We start from the raw sequence: 14736 nt of genomic DNA on the forward strand, positions 1-14736 counted from the left end.
GCAAAATCTCCCCATCCCGGATCTTGCCAACAGGGACAAGAGCGGCTAGTCAGAGCGCTCTTTCGCACCCCTCCCGGCCCTCCGGGAGATGCGTCGCGGGCCATGCCCGCCATCGCTGCTTGCGAAAAACGCGCCCGTAGCTCAGCTGGATAGAGCATCAGACTACGAATCTGAGGGTCGGACGTTCGAATCGTTCCGGGCGCGCCATTCCTTGACGCCGGTCAGGCAACCGGCATCCGAGATCGCGGATCGGCCGCGCCCTGTCGGGAACCAAATGAAGATATCGCAGGCATTCAAATTCGAGGCGGCGCATCGGCTGCCGAAGGTGCCCGAGACGCACCGATGCAGCCGGCTGCATGGTCATTCCTACCGAGTAGAGGTTCAGCTCGACGGACCGGTCGACCCGCGCACGGGCTTCGTCGTGGACTTTTTCGATCTCGAGAAGTGCTTCGCCGACATCGTGGGCGCGTTGGACCACAGGTGCCTGAACGACGTCGAGGGGCTCGAGAACCCGACGGCCGAGAACATTGCGATCTGGATATGGGACCGGCTGGTGCCGAGCATGCGGCAAATCTCGGCTGTCCGCGTTTACGAAACGGCGGACTGCTGGGCCGAATATCAGGGGCGGTGACGCGCGACGGCGCCGTGGTCAAAATGCGCTCGACATCGTATCCCGAACCGGAGCCTCGCTCGGCTGGGATACGCGTGGTGGCAATCACCGCAGCCCCTGTTCGTCGATCAGGATGCGGTGGATCTCGATGCGTTCCGGTAACTCGATCAGGAATTCCGGATCGCGCGGGAGATGATGCACCTTGATCGGCTCGCCTTTGGTGAAAGCCGTCATGGCCTCGACGTCCGCCCAGTAGGAGATGGTCGTGAACCACGTCTCCTTATCGCGGTCCTCGCGCAGCTGCTGCACGCCGAGCGCCGTCTTCAACAGCGGCGGAATGCCCTCCGCCTGCAGGTAGGCCTGGTAGGCGTCAGCGACCTCGCGGCGAGTACGGCCGCGCCAGATGCGGGCGATGGTCGGTTTGGTCGGCATGGGGGACTCCTTCGGGCGAACGCCGTGCTTCGCATTCTCGTTCCAGCGTCTCCATGTCACGGCCGTCAGCCGTCCCTCGAACTTGGTGCCACATCATTGAGCTGAAGCAATGATGGTCTTCGGCATAAGTGCTCTTCTGAACTCAGCTGACCGCCGCGTGTAATCTGTTTCACACGCAAACGCCCCCAATGACGCTAGACGAATCAGACCGCGCTCTGCGCGGCCTGGTCCGGAGCTGGCGATGATGGCTGCACTGGCAAAAGCACTATCCCGTGCAATGAGAATCACCATCGACGTCGAGACCCTGAAGATCCTCATGATCTTCGCGGGAGCGTGGGCGCTAATCTTCCTCGTTGCCGCCATGATCTACGGACAGGCGCTGAAGGCCGCATTATTCTGAGGTCGCGCGAGTAAAATCGCCCTTCGCCGCGAGACGAGCCCTCGAGGGCCCGCCACAGAGGCGGGCGTCTCGAAGGATGGACACAAAGAACGCTCTGTAACGGCGGGCCGGGCATCATCGAATTGCCATTGCCCAGTCATCCGCGTCGCCCTCTCGGATTGATGCCGGGCTTGCCGCCCCGCAGGAACTTCCACTTTTTCCCGACGTTGAGCAGGCGGCTCGCACGGTCCACCGATGAAGAACTTTGCCAATACCGAGTTTTCCCCCGAGGTGATCGAGCTGATGACCACCGCGCTGCGATTGCGACCCTGCCGGAGCCCGTGCATTCCTCGCACGTCAATGCACTCGCCGAATCCATCCTGCGCACGGCCGGTGCGGGTGAGCGCAACCCCGCCGCCTTGCAGAGGATCGCCTTGATGGAATTGCAACTGGCGCCGCGTCATTGATGAGGCCGACATGAGGACAGCAGCTGCTGTGGTCATCGCGCTCTGGGCGACATCATCCGTTGCCGGGGCAGACAGCTGGACGACCTACCGGATTCCGGAATCCGGAACGTCGGCCGACATTCCCGCCTCGCTTTTCACCGAGCCCGCCGGAAAGCCCGACGGATACGGCCAGCAATTTCGCACCTCCGATGGCCGCGCCGATCTCACCGTGCAAGCTGTTCCCAATCAAGGTCTCTCGCCGGCCGAATTTCTCGCCAGGAAGAATCCGCCGTCCGGGATCATCTATAAACGGATCACACCGAGATTTTTCGTAGTCTCCAGCATCAAGCGCGGCAAGATCTGGTACGACCGTTGCAATTTCTCGCGGCGCTACGTCCATTGCGTGCTGATCAATTATCCGGCGGCTGAGAAGCGGCAATGGGACGGCATCGTGACGCGCATCAGCCACAGCCTGAGTGCCGGTTGACCGGAAGACAACACAAACAACACAAAAAAGGCTGCCCGAGCGACTCGGGCAGCAGGTCGTGAGGATGAGCGCGTTTTCTAGCGACGTGGATACTGGTTCGCGACGAAAACGCGTCAAGGAGCTTCAAGACAAGGAGCTTCGGTTCTGATTCAACCAGAACCGATACGCCCTAGCGAGCCGTCGTCGATGTCGTCGACATGGTCGGCTTCGAGCCCGGTACATGCGACATCGACTTGGTGGTCGAGCCGACCTCTTCGCCGGCCTTGACCTTGGTGCGCGTATGCGAGCGGCTGAACGTGCCGCCTTCATGGGCCTGCGCCCGCGCGTTGGAATTCAGCACGGGCCCGTTGCCCTTGTTCATGCTGACGCCGGTCTGGGACTTGCCGTTGACGGAAGCGGCGCTTCCACCGGCCGCGATCGAGGAGCCGGTGCTGCCGGTCGGCGACGTGGACGTGCCGCCGGTGCCGACGGTGGAGGCGGAGGTGCCGCCCGCGGCAGCCGAGCCGCCGCTTCCGCCGGTGACGCTCTTCTGTGCAAGAACCGGCGAAGCGGCAGCGAGCAGGGCCGCGGCCGCCGCGGTCGTGAGTAAGTTTCTCATGTTTCAATCCTCTATAAATTTAGGGTGACGAGGTCGAGATTGTGCAGCCATTGACGGTGATGGTGCTGGCACTGGTGGAGCCAGGACCGCCAGCCGTCGACGACGAGCTCGAGACGTTGCCGCCGCCGGCCTGCACGTGCACCGATGATCCGCCGGCCGAGCTTGAGCTCGACAGCGAACCGCTCGATGAGGTCGATCCGGTCGTGCCTGAACCAGATGAGCCGACCGCGGTAATGCTACCGTCAGCGTGCTTCTCGACCGTCACCTTGCAGGTCTCGCCCGAAGCCGTCTTTCCTGTCTTTTCCATGGTTGTTGCCTGAGCCGCGCCGCTCATCAAAGCCAACGCTGCGATCGCTATGATTGATCTGTTCATGCGCGTCCTCCTCCAACAAAGACGAAGGAGCGGCATTGCTGCCGCTCCGGGTAAAGGCTCAATCCTTGTCCTTCTTCATCTCGTCCTTGTGGTGGCCTTTGCCCTTCTCCATGCCCATGTCGCTGGCATGGCCCGCAGACGAGCCGGCCGCGCCGACCGTCGAGCCGCTCTTGCCGCCGCCGGCCGAAGAGCCGCCGGTGCCGACCGTCGATGCGGAGTTGGAGCCCGAGCCAGCCGCCGAGCCGCCGGTGCCGACGCTTGACGAACTCTTGCCGCCACCAGCCGACGAACCGCCGGTGCCGAGCGTCGAGGCCGAGCCGCTTCCCGAGCCGCTGCCGGCCGCGGAGCCACCGGTACCGACAGTCGAACTGCTGGTGCCGCCGCCTGCAGACGAGCCGCCAGTGCCCAGCGTCGACGCGGAGCCTGATCCGCTGCCCGAGCCTGCTGATGAACCGCCGGTTCCGACCGTCGAGTTGCTGGTGCCGCCGCCGGCCGAAGAGCCGCCGGTGCCGACCGTCGAACTCGATTGCGCAACAGCGAGTGCCGTGCCGGCCAACAGCGCGGCCGCAGCCGCGGAAAGCTTCAGGATCCTCATGTCCATTTCCTCCAGGGTTTCCAAAAACAAATCGCCAAATCAGGCACGGGATAAATTGGCAAACACGCAAACGTTCCTTGCGTCGGACACGTTGACGCTCTTGCGCAACCTGAAGTGAAGTTCCGCGATCCGCGAACACGGCCACGCATCCTCTTATTCATCTGGCGTTCATCTGGAGCGAGCGCGAACGGCTGCGCGCCTCTTGCGCCGCGATCACGCTGCATCAGCACATCTCAGAATGCCCCGACCATCACCTGGCGATCGTAGAGTCGACGTGAGGACGCCGAGCGAGCTGCGCGATTTGAACGGAGACCGGCTGCTCGCGTCGTGGCGCGCTGAGGTGCGGGCGTGTTCGTGTCTGGCTTCCGCGGTTCAGCCATCGCCAATGCGTTGCTCGTAACGTGGCCCGGCGGATCGGCGGCGAGCAGAGGCGAAGAGACGGTGGCGGCGATCTGAGTGGACGTGTCGAAGATGATTTTTTCAGGCAAGGCTCGTGCGGAGTGGATGCGAATGATGCTTCTGTCGACCTCCGGGCCGACGGAGCGCTCGCCAAGTGGCGGCAGATTGCGATCGAGTGCGAAGAGCAGCGCCACGACCAATGCGCCTGCAAACAGGAAATATCGAATGATGGGCATCGGGCCCCCTACCGCGAAATGAAAGCAGGATGCACGGCGAGCCGCTCCTCCACGGCCCGCCGCGCGGCGCAGTTAATCCACCTCCTGGACCACCATGCGGGTCTCGGGGTCCACCAGCATGACCCGGTTACCCGAATAGACGTAGCGATACTTCGTCAGCGACGGGCCCCAATCGGCCGGCACGCTGGCGAGCTCGACGTCGCGCGGGACCGGCGAGCCGACCACGATCTTTTCGCGGGTTTCGACCGGACGGATCTTGTGCTCGGTGACGTAAGATCGAATCTTGGTGCGGTATTCCGGCTCGATCTGCACGGTCGCGCCGTGTCCGGCCCCGGTCGTCGTGGTGACGGTGGTTTGCGCCATCGCGCTCGTCGACACGAGCAGAGCGGCGGCCGAAATCAGCATGAACTTCTTCATCGCATTCTCCCTCGCCGCTTGATGCGGCGCTGCGATGAACTCGCCATCAGCTCGGCCGTTCCGCAGGAACGCGGAACGTTTGCCGTTTTTTCCTGTTTCTTCCTCGGGAGCAGTTATTCGGAGGAGAGGATAATGCCTGTATTGATTCTCTGGGCCGTGCCGGCGATCCTGGTTGTCGGCGGTGGCATCTATCTCATTGGCCACATGCACTAAATGCAAAGGCCCCGGTTTCTGAATGCAAGAAGCCGGGGCTGCATAGCTGCAAGGAATTCTCGACGACCTCGTCAGCCCTACGTCGCCCGCTTTCTAAAAACTGAACGGCATCGTACGAGCGACAGCTGCCGGTCGTTTGCCTCACCGCCACCGCAGCGCCGGCGCCACCTGAGTCAGGATCGCCTCGAGCGCATGCGCGCAATAGGCGACGCCAAGCTGGTTGGGAATCGTCAGCAGCAACGTGTCCGCTTCCGCGATCGCCTCGTCCTGGCGCAGTTGCTCGATCAGCACGTCAGGCTCCGCCGCATAGGAGCGGCCGAAGATCGCGCGGGTGCGCGGGTCGATGAAGCCGATCTGATCCTCCCCTCCGCGCTCCCCGCCGAAATAAGCGCGGTCGCGATCGTCGATCAGCGCGAAGATGCTGCGGCTCACCGATACACGCGGCTCGCGGCTGTGCCCCGCCTCTTTCCACGCCGCGCGATAGGCGCGGATCTGCGCCGCCTGCTGCACATGAAAAGCCTCGCCGGTCTCGTCGTTCTTCAGCGTCGAGCTCTGCAAGTTCATGCCGAGCTTTGCTGCCCACACCGCGGTGGCGTTCGAGCCGGCGCCCCACCAGATGCGTTCGCGCAAGCCTTGCGCATGCGGCTCGAGGCGCAACAGCCCGGGCGGATTGGGAAACATCGGCTGCGGATTGGGCTCGGCAAAACCCTCGCCGCGGAGCAGGTCGAGGAAGACTTCCGCGTGGCGCCGACCCATGTCGGAATCGCTCTGGCCCTGGGCCGGGCGATAGCCAAAATAGCGCCAGCCGTCGATCACCTGCTCGGGCGAGCCGCGGCTGATGCCGAGCTGGAGCCGCCCTCCGGCGATGAGGTCGGCGCTTCCTGCGTCCTCCACCATGTAGAACGGGTTCTCGTAACGCATGTCGATCACGGCCGTGCCGATCTCGATCCTGCTGGTCTTGGCGCCGACGGCGGCGAGCAGCGGAAAGGGTGATGCGAGCTGCCGGGCGAAATGGTGGACGCGGAAATAGGCGCCGTCCAAGCCGAGCTGTTCCGCCGCAACCGCAAGCTCGATCGATTGCAGCAGCGTGTCCGCGGCCGAGCGGGTCTGTGACTGCGGCGAGGGCGTCCAGTGTCCGAAGGACAAGAATCCAATCTTTTTCATGGAGGCAAAGTAAGTATGATCGCAGGAGTTTGCGATACGGCTGGAGGAAAGTTGGACAGAGCGGAAGGCGTGTACTCGCAAGTGCCGCCCTTTGGGGAGAAGCAGACCTAAGCAGACAACGCCGTCATTTCGCAGTTTGACCCATCGCAGGCGTTCGGGCCTCTGGGGTCGGCGTCGCGTTTTGACGCTGAACAGACGACTAAATGTTGCCGACAGCGACGCATTTGGAAAACATCTTCGCCCGACAGCCCAGAGCCGAGGCCCCGTCATCGCTCTGCATGGTCTCGCCATGCCTGCGCAGCGTCTAGCGCCGCTTCCCAATAAGACGATGCGGGCATCCGGTGCTCGCGTAAAATTACGGCCAAATGCCGGATAGAAGCTAACGCACCGGCACGACGCGGGTCATCTTGCTGTGCTGGCCTAAGGTCTTGCATTAGATTGTTGAGCAATATTGCTGCTTGATCTTCGCAGGTCTCCCGCGCTTCTTGCAATATCAGGAGCGCGTAACGCGCCTCTACGTACTGGCTCATTATCGTCGCCTGAATTCAACCGACGGAGACCGAAAATCTTGCCTCTGTGCTGGTAATGTCCCTTACCTGCCGCAAAGAGGCGCAGACCGGAGCACCGGTTGTTGCCTTCCGGCAGCGGCCCTATTTCGCAGGCAACTGGCGCTTCCCGTGAGCCTCCCCGCGCTCGCACTTTCCTCCAGTTCTCTCCGCCTTCTGCTCGGCTAAAAGCACTTGCGCTCGCAACTGTTCCAACTCGGCAAGTTGAAAAACGAGCGCTTCAAGGCGGTCGTGAAGAACTACAACTTCGTGCGCGCGGACGTAGTGCATTGCCAGCCCCTCTTCTTTTAAGACTTGGCCCGTTCGCTGGACCCGCGGGAAAATCTGGCAACTTCGGCCATGGCACGCATTTACATACAGCAAGGTGTATCGCACCAAGGCCAGTTAGCCGGGGCACCCGCCGCATCGCATGCTTCGTGTCTGATGCTGGAGAACCTGGAACAATCCTTCGCTAAGCATCTCGGTTCTTGCGCCGGTTGGAACTGCGTTGTTCGACTTATCGGTTGGCCAGGCCATCGAGTTCCAAGCGCCAGGCCAAAACAGGCGACCATGGAGGGTACTCGGCGTGTCGAACTGAAGGAGGCGTTGGCATGCGCCATGGTTCAGCTAAACAGGCCGCCTTAACAGTCATCGATATCACCGTCGTTCTGGCTGTCGTACTACCTGGCAACCTTCTTCAGGGCTTTAAGTCCAACTGAACTGCCCTCTCGATCTATAATCGAGCTGGGCACCCACCGCTGCTTACCCACGGCTCTTTCAAGGCGCACTGCGGGAAGATCTTTGATGGTTGTTCTGCACTGGATGAGTCCGATTGTGGGCCGAATGCGAAGTCGGGTCTCACCGTTCAGCCATCTCCTCGTCAGGGCAAACCGGAAATGGCACTCCAGCTGCCCAATAGGCGCTTTTGACCCGGAGCGGAAGTTCCGCGTTTCGACGCGCAACGCAATCTTTACCATGGGCTCGTCGCAAGCCGGAAGGATCAACTTGGGGGGTGCCGCGGATTGCAAGGATGCATAAGTGATCAGTATGAGCAAAGGCATCCCAACCGGCAAAACTTATCTCGGGTTCGCCTTGCTCTGGCAGGTCGTGTTCTTCGTCGCGTGGTGTATCGTCTTTTTTGAGGCTGGTTACTTCGCGACCACAATGGTTGTGATCCTGCTCACCGCGTATGGGTTCTTCCGACATGCCAGATCGATTGGCCGTCGCGCAAAGCAAGTCATTCGGCCGCCAACGCCTGAGCTTCGCCGATGGCTCTCGATCACGTCAGAGCGCCGAGACGCTATCAACGGCGGTCCTCGCTATTAAACGGCTGGTTCTGACCCTGAACGGACGTTGGGTCGGTGTGCCCTCGTCAGAGTGCGACTGTTTCCTCGACAACATGTTTCAGCGGCGTCCCCTCAGCGGACAGCGTCATTCGCAGTTTGAGCTCGCCACCTTTCACCGCCCCGCTACGCACTAGATTCTCGATTTCACGCTGCGATGTAACTCCGACATGCTTCAGAAACTTACGGATAGCCATATTGAAGCGGTCTTCATCGAACTCGGCGGTCATGGCTTTTCTCCCTGATCGGCTGGGCAAAGCCTAACACATTGGCGATCCCGTGTTTACAGCCCCCAAGTCCCGGACTAGAGATCAATGATCGGGACGTTCATTCGCCCGTTGCTTCTGGGCATCGTGGCGAGTTCAATCTTGTTGCCGGGACTGGCTGCGATCTTGGTCATCTCAGTGGTCAAGGTTTGACGACGCGAGTAAGCCGCCTCGCTTCGCGGCGTCGCTCGTCAGAATGTCGCCTGTTGGCCTGCTGAAGACCGAATGCTCCATCCGTAAGTCTGCTCGCTGGGACTAACTGGACATAGTTCGGCCCCAGCGCGATCGCTGCTCGTGACCCGGAGCGGGCATCTATGGGCGCGTGCCGTCGGCAAGATGCATGCTCTGCTAGCCGACTACTCGCCTCCATTAGAGTGCATGCGCCGTTGGCTTAGATCGGTCTGGTGCGCAACTGTCCCTGGAAATGGTATTTTCCAAGCGGTATGCCCCGCGTGCGCAGGATGTTGTACGCTGTGACAGCATGGAAATAGAAGTTGGGTAGTGAGTACGAGAGGAGGAAAGTCTCTGGCGTGAGGGCCAATGTCCGCGGGACCCAGCCCGAAGTTGTGGGATTGTCCACGTCGAGCGGCTGATAGATTTCGATGTCCAGATTCTTGCCGGACCAACTATTGACCTCATCGGGTGAGAACGCTTCCAGCGCCACTATTGCGTGGCCGACCATCGTTCGTAGGTCGGCAAACGGCATCGCGCCGACCAGGGGCGGTGGGGCGAACACGCCGGTCTTCACAGCCTCCATCCCCCATATTGCATGATGCGTCAGGGCTTCGATCTGGAAGTGAAAAGGTGCCATGTCGGGGAAGAGGCGGGCCTTCACAACTTCTTCCAGGCCGGCCCCGGTCTCGGCGCAATGTTTGGTCGTGCGGTCGAGAAAGCCTCCGACGGCCCTAGCGGTCTGCAGGAAAGTCGGAACGCTGAGGTCGTAGAGTGATGTCGCAACCTGTGCCATGGTGAAAATTGTATCATAGAGCGGACAACTTAACACCAACTGCTGGCTCTCGCGCCGATGCACCCTCTTGGCCTGTAGCTGCCTCGCCCGACCATGCAACGACCGTCTGCTTTGAGGTGGAGAGCGGATTAGGGGCGTGAAGTCTCTTCGCTTCAGCATGTGGCCCTTAGCTGACTTCCAAAGGCGAACCGGCCAGGTCTGCTTTCGAAGGCAGAACGGACGCAGCCTGCTTGGGGGCTGATCGATAAATGCACGCCCTAGCGCCTCGGATTTGGTGTCGGCCGTGTTGACGAAGCTGTGACGGCTCGGGCGTGGACCACCAGCCGCGAAGGGTGAAGCCGGTGTCACACGGTGCCAAAGTGCTAATTCCCCGGGGAGTATATCCCCCTGCACGCGTCGAACAGGCGTGTGACAGCCTGCGCGCGGGACGCGGTGTGAAGCTCGAGGATATCGATGCGGGCAGAGACCGGGCTCGCTCTATCCCGCCTGCCCAATGATGCCATCATGCGCCTGTGTTGCCCGACGGGGCAACGACTTTTTGCCCGACGGGTCAGCGTCTCTGCAAGGTGTCCAAGCCATTGATCCCGCTAGGGGCGGCTACCGTGCATGGGGTTGTTTTCGACATTTTTTGTTGCGGGGGGCACGAAAGCTCCCTCGTCCCGCTACTTCATCACCCGCACGCCCTTGGTTGTAAACCGCTGCGTCCTGCCGCCGGGGCGCACCGGGCGCTTCGTGCCGGCGGCCTTGCCGGTGCCGGGGGGCTGGTGCGCGGGGACGAGCTGGTGGGGCTGCGAGCCGATCAAATCGGCGCGGCCCATCTCCTTCAGCGCCTCGCGCAGCACCGGCCAATTGTCGGGGTCGTGGTAGCGCAGAAACGCCTTGTGCAGGCGGCGCTGGCGCAGGCCCTTGATCGCCTCGACCTTGTCGCTGCCGCCGTGGCGGACGCCGCGCAAGGGGTTGACGCCGGTGTGGTACATCGCGGTGGCGGTCGCCATCGGCGAGGGCAGGAAGGTCTGCACTTGATCTGCGCGATAGCGGTTCTTCTTCAGCCAGAGCGCGAGATTCATCATGTCCTCGTCGGTCGTGCCGGGATGTGCCGCGATGAAATAGGGGATCAAATAATATTTCTTGCCGGCCTGCTCGGCGGCTTCATCGAACATCCGCTTGAAGCGGTTGTAGGCGCCGATGCCCGGCTTCATCATCTTGTCGAGCGGGCCGCGCTCGGTATGTTCCGGCGCGATCTTCAAATAGCCGCCGACGTGATGGGTGACGAGCTCCTTGATGTATTCGGGGCTCTCGACCGCGAGATCGTAGCGCACGCCGGAGGCGACCATCACCTTCTTGATGCCGCGGGTCTCGCGCACCTTGCGATAGAGCCGGATCAGATCGTCATGCGAGGTGTTGAGGTTCGGACATATCTCGGGGAAGACGCAGGACGGCCGCCGGCACGCCGCCTCGACCTTCGGATCCTTGCACGCCATCCGGTACATGTTGGCGGTAGGGCCGCCGATGTCGGAGATCACGCCGGTGAAGCCCGGCGTCTTGTCGCGGATCTTCTCGATCTCGCGCAGGATCGAGCCCTCCGAACGGTTCTGGATGATGCGGCCCTCATGCTCGGTGATCGAGCAGAAGGTGCAGCCGCCAAAGCAGCCGCGCATGATCGTCACCGAGAACTTGATCATCTCCCAGGCGGGGATCTTTGCATCACCGTAGGACGGATGCGGCGCGCGCGCGTAAGGCAGGTCGTAGACCGCGTCCATCTCCTCGGTGGTGAGCGGGATCGGCGGCGGGTTCAGCCAGAGATCGCGATCGCCGTGACGCTGCACCAGCGGCCGCGCATTGCCGGGATTGCTCTCCCGGTGCAGCACGCGTGAAGCGCGCGCATAGGCCTCGCGGTCCTGCTCGACCTGCTCGAGGGCCGGCAGGCGGATCACCGTGGAGCCTTTTTGGCGCGATGCGCCTTCATCGGCGGAGTCGAGATCGTCCGCGTGCAGCTCAGTGTAATCCGCAGGGACCTTGCGGAACAGCGCGACGCCCCTGATGTCGTCGAGCTCGCGCGGCGCTTCGCCGGCGGCGAGCCGCTGCGCCACTTCGACGACGGCGCGCTCGGCATTGCCGTAGAGCAGAAGGTCCGCCTTGGCATCGGCCAGCACCGAGCGGCGCACCTTGTCGGACCAGTAATCGTAATGCGCGATCCGGCGCAGCGAGGCCTCGATGCCGCCGAGCACGATCGGGACGTCCTTGAACGCCTCGCGGCAGCGCTGGGCGTAGACGATGGTGCAGCGGTCCGGCCGCTTGCCGCCTTCGCCGCCGGCGGTATAGGCATCGTCATGGCGCAGGCGGCGGTCCGCGGTGTAGCGGTTCACCATCGAATCCATGTTGCCGCCGGTGACGCCGAAGAACACGCGCGGCTGGCCCAATGCCCTGAACGGCTCGGCCGAGTGCCAGTCCGGCTGCGCGATGATGCCGACGCGAAAACCTTGCGCCTCGAGCAGCCGGCCGATGATCGCCATGCCGAAGCTCGGATGATCGACATAGGCATCGCCCGTCACCAGCACGATGTCGCAGGCATCCCAGCCGAGCGCATTCATCTCGGCACGGCTCATGGGGAGGAACGGTGCCGGCTTGCGCGGGCGCGCCTGTGTCATCAGAGGCTTTTCGACGGTGACGATCTGGGTGTCCATACGGATAGGCATAGGGCTCCGGGCGGGTGAATACAACCGATCGATGCGCGGCCTTTGCCGATGTCTCGCCGATGCAGCTTGGCGGCATCGTCATGACGAGTTGAGCGCGGAGTTCCAGCCTCGCGGCCGCCCAGATCGGGTGGCGCCCGCGGGAACCAATCGCCGCTGCGAACATTCTGGTTCAGGGTTCTAACCGGGCCCGAGTCGCGCGCGCCTCCACCATCTCGGCGTTCGTGACGTCGCCTCTGGCGATGGGGGAATTGTGAGCACCGTCATAGAGAACTTGCTGATGCGGAAGCAGAAGCTCGTGGAACAGCTCGAGACAGCGCAGTCGGTCGAAGACCGCGACAGGCTCGAGCACCAGCTCGAACAGATCAACACCGCGCTGGATTTTCTGGACAGGCCGGGACCGGCGGAGGAGCCGTGACGACGCTCAATCCACCCTCGGCGCCTCCATCTTCATCTTCACCGCCTCTACTTTCAGCGCCTCTACTTTCAGCGCCTTGGCATAGACCACGCCCGAATTGGTGATGTGCGTCGTCATCAGTGCTTCGAAGGAGGCTTGCTCGCCGCGTGCGAACAGATCGAGCAGCCTGCGATGCTCGTCGAAGGACGAGCGGGTGCGCACGTCGATCGGCGAGGTCAAATTGGTGCGGAGCGCGGCGACGCGGCCGGAGACGAGCTGATAGGATTCGGCGAGGTAGCGGTTGCCGCAATGGGCGAACAGCGCCTCGTGAAAAGCGGCGTCGGCGCGGCCATAGGCGATGTTGTCTCTTGCCGCGATCGCCGGCTCCATCGCGGCGATCGCTGCGCTCATCGCCGCGACAGCACCGTCGCGGTCGTGGCGGAAGGCGAACTCAGCGGCCTTCGGCTCGAGCGCGATGCGGAAGGTGCAGAGCGCATGGATGTCCTCCGCGCTCGGCGTGAATACGAAGCTGCCGACCTGCGGCCGGATCACCACGAGGCCTTGCGCCTGCAGCTGGCCCATCGCTTCGCGCACCGGCGTGCGGCTGACGCCGAAGGAATTTGCCACCATCTCCTCGGAGATGGCGGCGCCGAGCGCGAACTCACCGTCGATGATGGCCTGGCGCAGCCGCTGCATCACCCGCTGCGACAGCGATTTCGGCGTATCGAGCTTCAGCGATTTCATGGGCTGTTCGGTCAGATCACCTTGCCGGGATTGAGCAGATGCTCGGGATCGAGCGCGGCCTTCAGCGTGCGCATCAGCGCGATCTCAGGCTCGCTCCTGGCGTGATCCAGCCATTTCTTCTTCAGCGTGCCGATGCCGTGCTCGGCGGAGACGCTGCCGCCCATCTCGCGCACGAGACCGTAGATGATCGCGTCCATTTCCTCCTTCGGCTGCTGCGCGACGGAGAGACCCGTGACCCAGGAGACGAGATGCAGATTGCCGTCGCCGATATGGCCGTAATAGACGCTCTCGCAGCCCTTGATGCCATCGGCGAGTGCGGCCTTGCAGCGCGTCGCGAACTCGTCCATCCGCGCCACCGCCAGCCCGATGTCGTAGGAGATGTGCGGCCCCAGCACCTGGCCGAACTCGGCACAGATGTCGCGCACGCGCCAGAACGCTTGCGTTTGCGCCAGCGATTGCGCCACCGCCGCGTCAGTCAGCAGCCCGCGCTCCATGAGCTCTTCGAGCCAGGTCTGGAAGCGCGGCGCGTCGATGCTCTCGTCGGTGCCTTGCGCCTCGACCAGCACGTAGAGGCCGTGGCCTGCTGCGACCGGCGGCTTCACGCCGGCGCGAATCGTGATCACGTCCCAATAGTCCGGCCACATCACCTCGAAGGCCGACAGCAGCGGCCCGAGCCCGCTGCGTGCGGCGCCGAGCAGCGCGATCACCGCGGCATAGTCCTTCAGCGCGCAGAGCGCAGCCATGGTCGAACGCGGTTTTGGAAACAGCCGCAGCACCACGCGGGTGATGATGCCGAGCGTGCCTTCCGAGCCGATGAAGAGATGCTTCAGATCGTACCCGGCGTTGTTCTTTATCAGCTTGTTGAGATTGGTGATGATGGTGCCGTCGGGCAGCACCACTTCGAGCCCGAGCACAAGCTCGCGCGTCATGCCGTAACGGATCACGCGGTTGCCGCCGGCATTGGTCGAGAGATTGCCGCCAATGGCACAGGAGCCGCGCGAACCGAGATCGAGCGGAAAGAAGAAGCCGGCCTCATCTGCGGCCTTCTGGATCGTCTCCAGCGGCGTGCCTGCCTTCACCGTCATCGTTGCCGACGCAGGATCGATCTCCTCGATGCCGGTCATGCGCTCGAGCGAGATTGCGACCCAGCCTGTTTCGGGCGATGCGCCGCGGCACAGCCCGGTCAATCCGCCCTGCGGCACGAAGGGAAGCCGCGCCTGCCGGCAGACCAGAATCGCATCGGCAACGCCCTGCGCATCGAGCGGACGGATCACCGCGCGCGGCGTTTGCGGCAGGCTTGCGCTCCAATCGTTGCAATTGCGCGCCGGCACGTCGCTGCCGGTCAGCACCGCGGCCGCGCCGAGCTTGTCGCGAAGTGCGCAGAGCAACTGGTCGGGAAGCTCAATGTTGGGCGCCATGTCCATGCGAGACC

General features: G+C 62.8%; 17 protein-coding genes, 1 tRNA gene and 2 pseudogenes. 8 read left to right on the plus strand and 12 right to left on the minus strand.

Going from position 1 to position 14736, the window contains the following annotated elements; translation table 11 throughout:
* The first annotated feature begins 130 nt into the window (after window positions 1–130).
* Window positions 131–207: transfer RNA gene (locus tag IVB12_RS24375), tRNA-Arg, on the plus strand.
* A gap of 67 nt (window positions 208–274) precedes the next feature.
* Window positions 275–631, plus strand: a complete 357-nt coding sequence (gene queD, locus IVB12_RS24380; protein ID WP_247302785.1) for a 6-carboxytetrahydropterin synthase QueD — start codon at window positions 275–277, stop codon at window positions 629–631.
* 84 nt (window positions 632–715) lie between these two features.
* Here the strand turns inward: queD and IVB12_RS24385 are convergent, their stop codons facing one another.
* Window positions 716–1042 (minus strand): hypothetical protein, encoded by a 327-nt coding sequence (locus IVB12_RS24385; RefSeq protein ID WP_247302787.1) that lies wholly within the window; start codon window positions 1040–1042, stop codon window positions 716–718.
* 241 nt (window positions 1043–1283) lie between these two features.
* Here IVB12_RS24385 and IVB12_RS24390 point away from each other — a divergent pair, with 241 nt between their 5' ends.
* The 3 genes and pseudogenes from IVB12_RS24390 (at window position 1284) to IVB12_RS24400 (ending at window position 2354) form a co-directional block, all read left to right on the plus strand.
* A complete protein-coding gene (locus tag IVB12_RS24390) occupies window positions 1284–1442 on the plus strand; it encodes a hypothetical protein (protein WP_247302789.1) in 159 nt (52 codons plus the stop codon).
* Between the two features lie 234 nt (window positions 1443–1676).
* Window positions 1677–1888: pseudogene (locus tag IVB12_RS24395) on the plus strand (hypothetical protein).
* Between the two features lie 10 nt (window positions 1889–1898).
* Complete coding sequence (locus tag IVB12_RS24400; protein WP_247302791.1) at window positions 1899–2354, plus strand: hypothetical protein; 456 nt, start codon at window positions 1899–1901, stop codon at window positions 2352–2354.
* Window positions 2355–2523: 169 nt separating this feature from the next.
* Here the strand turns inward: IVB12_RS24400 and IVB12_RS24405 are convergent, their stop codons facing one another.
* On the minus strand, window positions 2524–2952 hold the full coding sequence (locus tag IVB12_RS24405; protein WP_247302793.1) for a hypothetical protein: 429 nt from the start codon (window positions 2950–2952) through the stop codon (window positions 2524–2526).
* Between the two features lie 50 nt (window positions 2953–3002).
* Here IVB12_RS24405 and IVB12_RS24410 point away from each other — a divergent pair, with 50 nt between their 5' ends.
* Window positions 3003–3272 carry a hypothetical protein gene (locus tag IVB12_RS24410; RefSeq protein ID WP_247302795.1) on the plus strand — a complete coding sequence of 90 codons (270 nt, stop codon included), beginning with the start codon at window positions 3003–3005 and terminating at the stop codon, window positions 3270–3272.
* Between the two features lie 111 nt (window positions 3273–3383).
* On the opposite strand, the gene IVB12_RS24415 is transcribed toward IVB12_RS24410, so the two are convergent.
* The 6 genes from IVB12_RS24415 to IVB12_RS24440 all read right to left on the minus strand — a co-directional run bounded on the left by IVB12_RS24415 (window position 3384) and on the right by IVB12_RS24440 (window position 8467).
* The gene (locus IVB12_RS24415; protein WP_247302797.1) at window positions 3384–3920 is read right to left on the minus strand and encodes a hypothetical protein; all 537 of its coding nucleotides are present in this window, start codon (window positions 3918–3920) and stop codon (window positions 3384–3386) included.
* A gap of 233 nt (window positions 3921–4153) precedes the next feature.
* Window positions 4154–4513 carry a hypothetical protein gene (locus tag IVB12_RS24420; RefSeq protein ID WP_247302799.1) on the minus strand — a complete coding sequence of 120 codons (360 nt, stop codon included), beginning with the start codon at window positions 4511–4513 and terminating at the stop codon, window positions 4154–4156.
* Window positions 4514–4627: 114 nt separating this feature from the next.
* Entirely contained in the window at window positions 4628–4972 is a 345-nt protein-coding gene (locus tag IVB12_RS24425; protein WP_247302801.1) for a DUF1236 domain-containing protein, read from the minus strand.
* 354 nt (window positions 4973–5326) lie between these two features.
* Window positions 5327–6349 carry an LLM class flavin-dependent oxidoreductase gene (locus tag IVB12_RS24430; RefSeq protein ID WP_247302802.1) on the minus strand — a complete coding sequence of 341 codons (1023 nt, stop codon included), beginning with the start codon at window positions 6347–6349 and terminating at the stop codon, window positions 5327–5329.
* A gap of 1403 nt (window positions 6350–7752) precedes the next feature.
* Window positions 7753–8100 (minus strand): hypothetical protein, encoded by a 348-nt coding sequence (locus IVB12_RS24435; protein ID WP_247302804.1) that lies wholly within the window; start codon window positions 8098–8100, stop codon window positions 7753–7755.
* Window positions 8101–8266: 166 nt separating this feature from the next.
* A complete protein-coding gene (locus IVB12_RS24440) occupies window positions 8267–8467 on the minus strand; it encodes a DUF6494 family protein (protein ID WP_027547784.1) in 201 nt (66 codons plus the stop codon).
* 81 nt (window positions 8468–8548) lie between these two features.
* On the opposite strand from IVB12_RS24440, the pseudogene IVB12_RS24445 reads away from it, so the two are divergent.
* Window positions 8549–8656 (plus strand): annotated as a pseudogene (locus IVB12_RS24445) (sulfite exporter TauE/SafE family protein); the annotation flags it as partial.
* 238 nt (window positions 8657–8894) lie between these two features.
* Here the strand turns inward: IVB12_RS24445 and IVB12_RS24450 are convergent.
* On the minus strand, window positions 8895–9470 hold the full coding sequence (locus IVB12_RS24450; protein WP_247302806.1) for a DUF1993 domain-containing protein: 576 nt from the start codon (window positions 9468–9470) through the stop codon (window positions 8895–8897).
* Window positions 9471–10132: 662 nt separating this feature from the next.
* Entirely contained in the window at window positions 10133–12154 is a 2022-nt protein-coding gene (locus tag IVB12_RS24455; RefSeq protein WP_247302883.1) for a YgiQ family radical SAM protein, read from the minus strand.
* A gap of 289 nt (window positions 12155–12443) precedes the next feature.
* Between IVB12_RS24455 and IVB12_RS24460 the strand changes: the two genes are divergently transcribed.
* Window positions 12444–12581, plus strand: coding sequence for a hypothetical protein (locus tag IVB12_RS24460; protein WP_247302809.1), 138 nt, complete (start codon window positions 12444–12446; stop codon window positions 12579–12581).
* A gap of 6 nt (window positions 12582–12587) precedes the next feature.
* Here the strand turns inward: IVB12_RS24460 and IVB12_RS24465 are convergent, their stop codons facing one another.
* Window positions 12588–13304, minus strand: coding sequence for a GntR family transcriptional regulator (locus tag IVB12_RS24465; RefSeq protein ID WP_247302811.1), 717 nt, complete (start codon window positions 13302–13304; stop codon window positions 12588–12590).
* A gap of 11 nt (window positions 13305–13315) precedes the next feature.
* A complete protein-coding gene (locus IVB12_RS24470; RefSeq protein WP_247302813.1) occupies window positions 13316–14728 on the minus strand; it encodes an FAD-binding oxidoreductase in 1413 nt (470 codons plus the stop codon).
* Window positions 14729–14736: the final 8 nt, after the last annotated feature.

This window comes from Bradyrhizobium sp. 179 (assembly GCF_023073535.1).
Classification (GTDB): Bacteria; Pseudomonadota; Alphaproteobacteria; order Rhizobiales; family Xanthobacteraceae; genus Bradyrhizobium.

Bases quoted from the DNA above. Each gene is read 5' to 3' on its own strand.
- queD (WP_247302785.1), top strand. From the start codon at position 275: ATGAAGATATCGCAGGCATTCAAATTCGAGGCGGCGCATCGGCTGCCG.
- IVB12_RS24385 (WP_247302787.1), bottom strand. From the start codon at position 1,042: ATGCCGACCAAACCGACCATCGCCCGCATCTGGCGCGGCCGTACTCGC.
- IVB12_RS24390 (WP_247302789.1), top strand. From the start codon at position 1,284: ATGATGGCTGCACTGGCAAAAGCACTATCCCGTGCAATGAGAATCACC.
- IVB12_RS24400 (WP_247302791.1), top strand. From the start codon at position 1,899: ATGAGGACAGCAGCTGCTGTGGTCATCGCGCTCTGGGCGACATCATCC.
- IVB12_RS24405 (WP_247302793.1), bottom strand. From the start codon at position 2,952: ATGAGAAACTTACTCACGACCGCGGCGGCCGCGGCCCTGCTCGCTGCC.
- IVB12_RS24415 (WP_247302797.1), bottom strand. From the start codon at position 3,920: ATGAGGATCCTGAAGCTTTCCGCGGCTGCGGCCGCGCTGTTGGCCGGC.
- IVB12_RS24425 (WP_247302801.1), bottom strand. From the start codon at position 4,972: ATGAAGAAGTTCATGCTGATTTCGGCCGCCGCTCTGCTCGTGTCGACG.
- IVB12_RS24430 (WP_247302802.1), bottom strand. From the start codon at position 6,349: ATGAAAAAGATTGGATTCTTGTCCTTCGGACACTGGACGCCCTCGCCG.
- IVB12_RS24435 (WP_247302804.1), bottom strand. From the start codon at position 8,100: ATGTCGGAAGAACCCATACGCGGTGAGCAGGATCACAACCATTGTGGT.
- IVB12_RS24440 (WP_027547784.1), bottom strand. From the start codon at position 8,467: ATGACCGCCGAGTTCGATGAAGACCGCTTCAATATGGCTATCCGTAAG.
- IVB12_RS24450 (WP_247302806.1), bottom strand. From the start codon at position 9,470: ATGGCACAGGTTGCGACATCACTCTACGACCTCAGCGTTCCGACTTTC.
- IVB12_RS24455 (WP_247302883.1), bottom strand. From the start codon at position 12,154: ATGGACACCCAGATCGTCACCGTCGAAAAGCCTCTGATGACACAGGCG.
- IVB12_RS24460 (WP_247302809.1), top strand. From the start codon at position 12,444: ATGCGGAAGCAGAAGCTCGTGGAACAGCTCGAGACAGCGCAGTCGGTC.
- IVB12_RS24465 (WP_247302811.1), bottom strand. From the start codon at position 13,304: ATGAAATCGCTGAAGCTCGATACGCCGAAATCGCTGTCGCAGCGGGTG.
- IVB12_RS24470 (WP_247302813.1), bottom strand. From the start codon at position 14,728: ATGGACATGGCGCCCAACATTGAGCTTCCCGACCAGTTGCTCTGCGCA.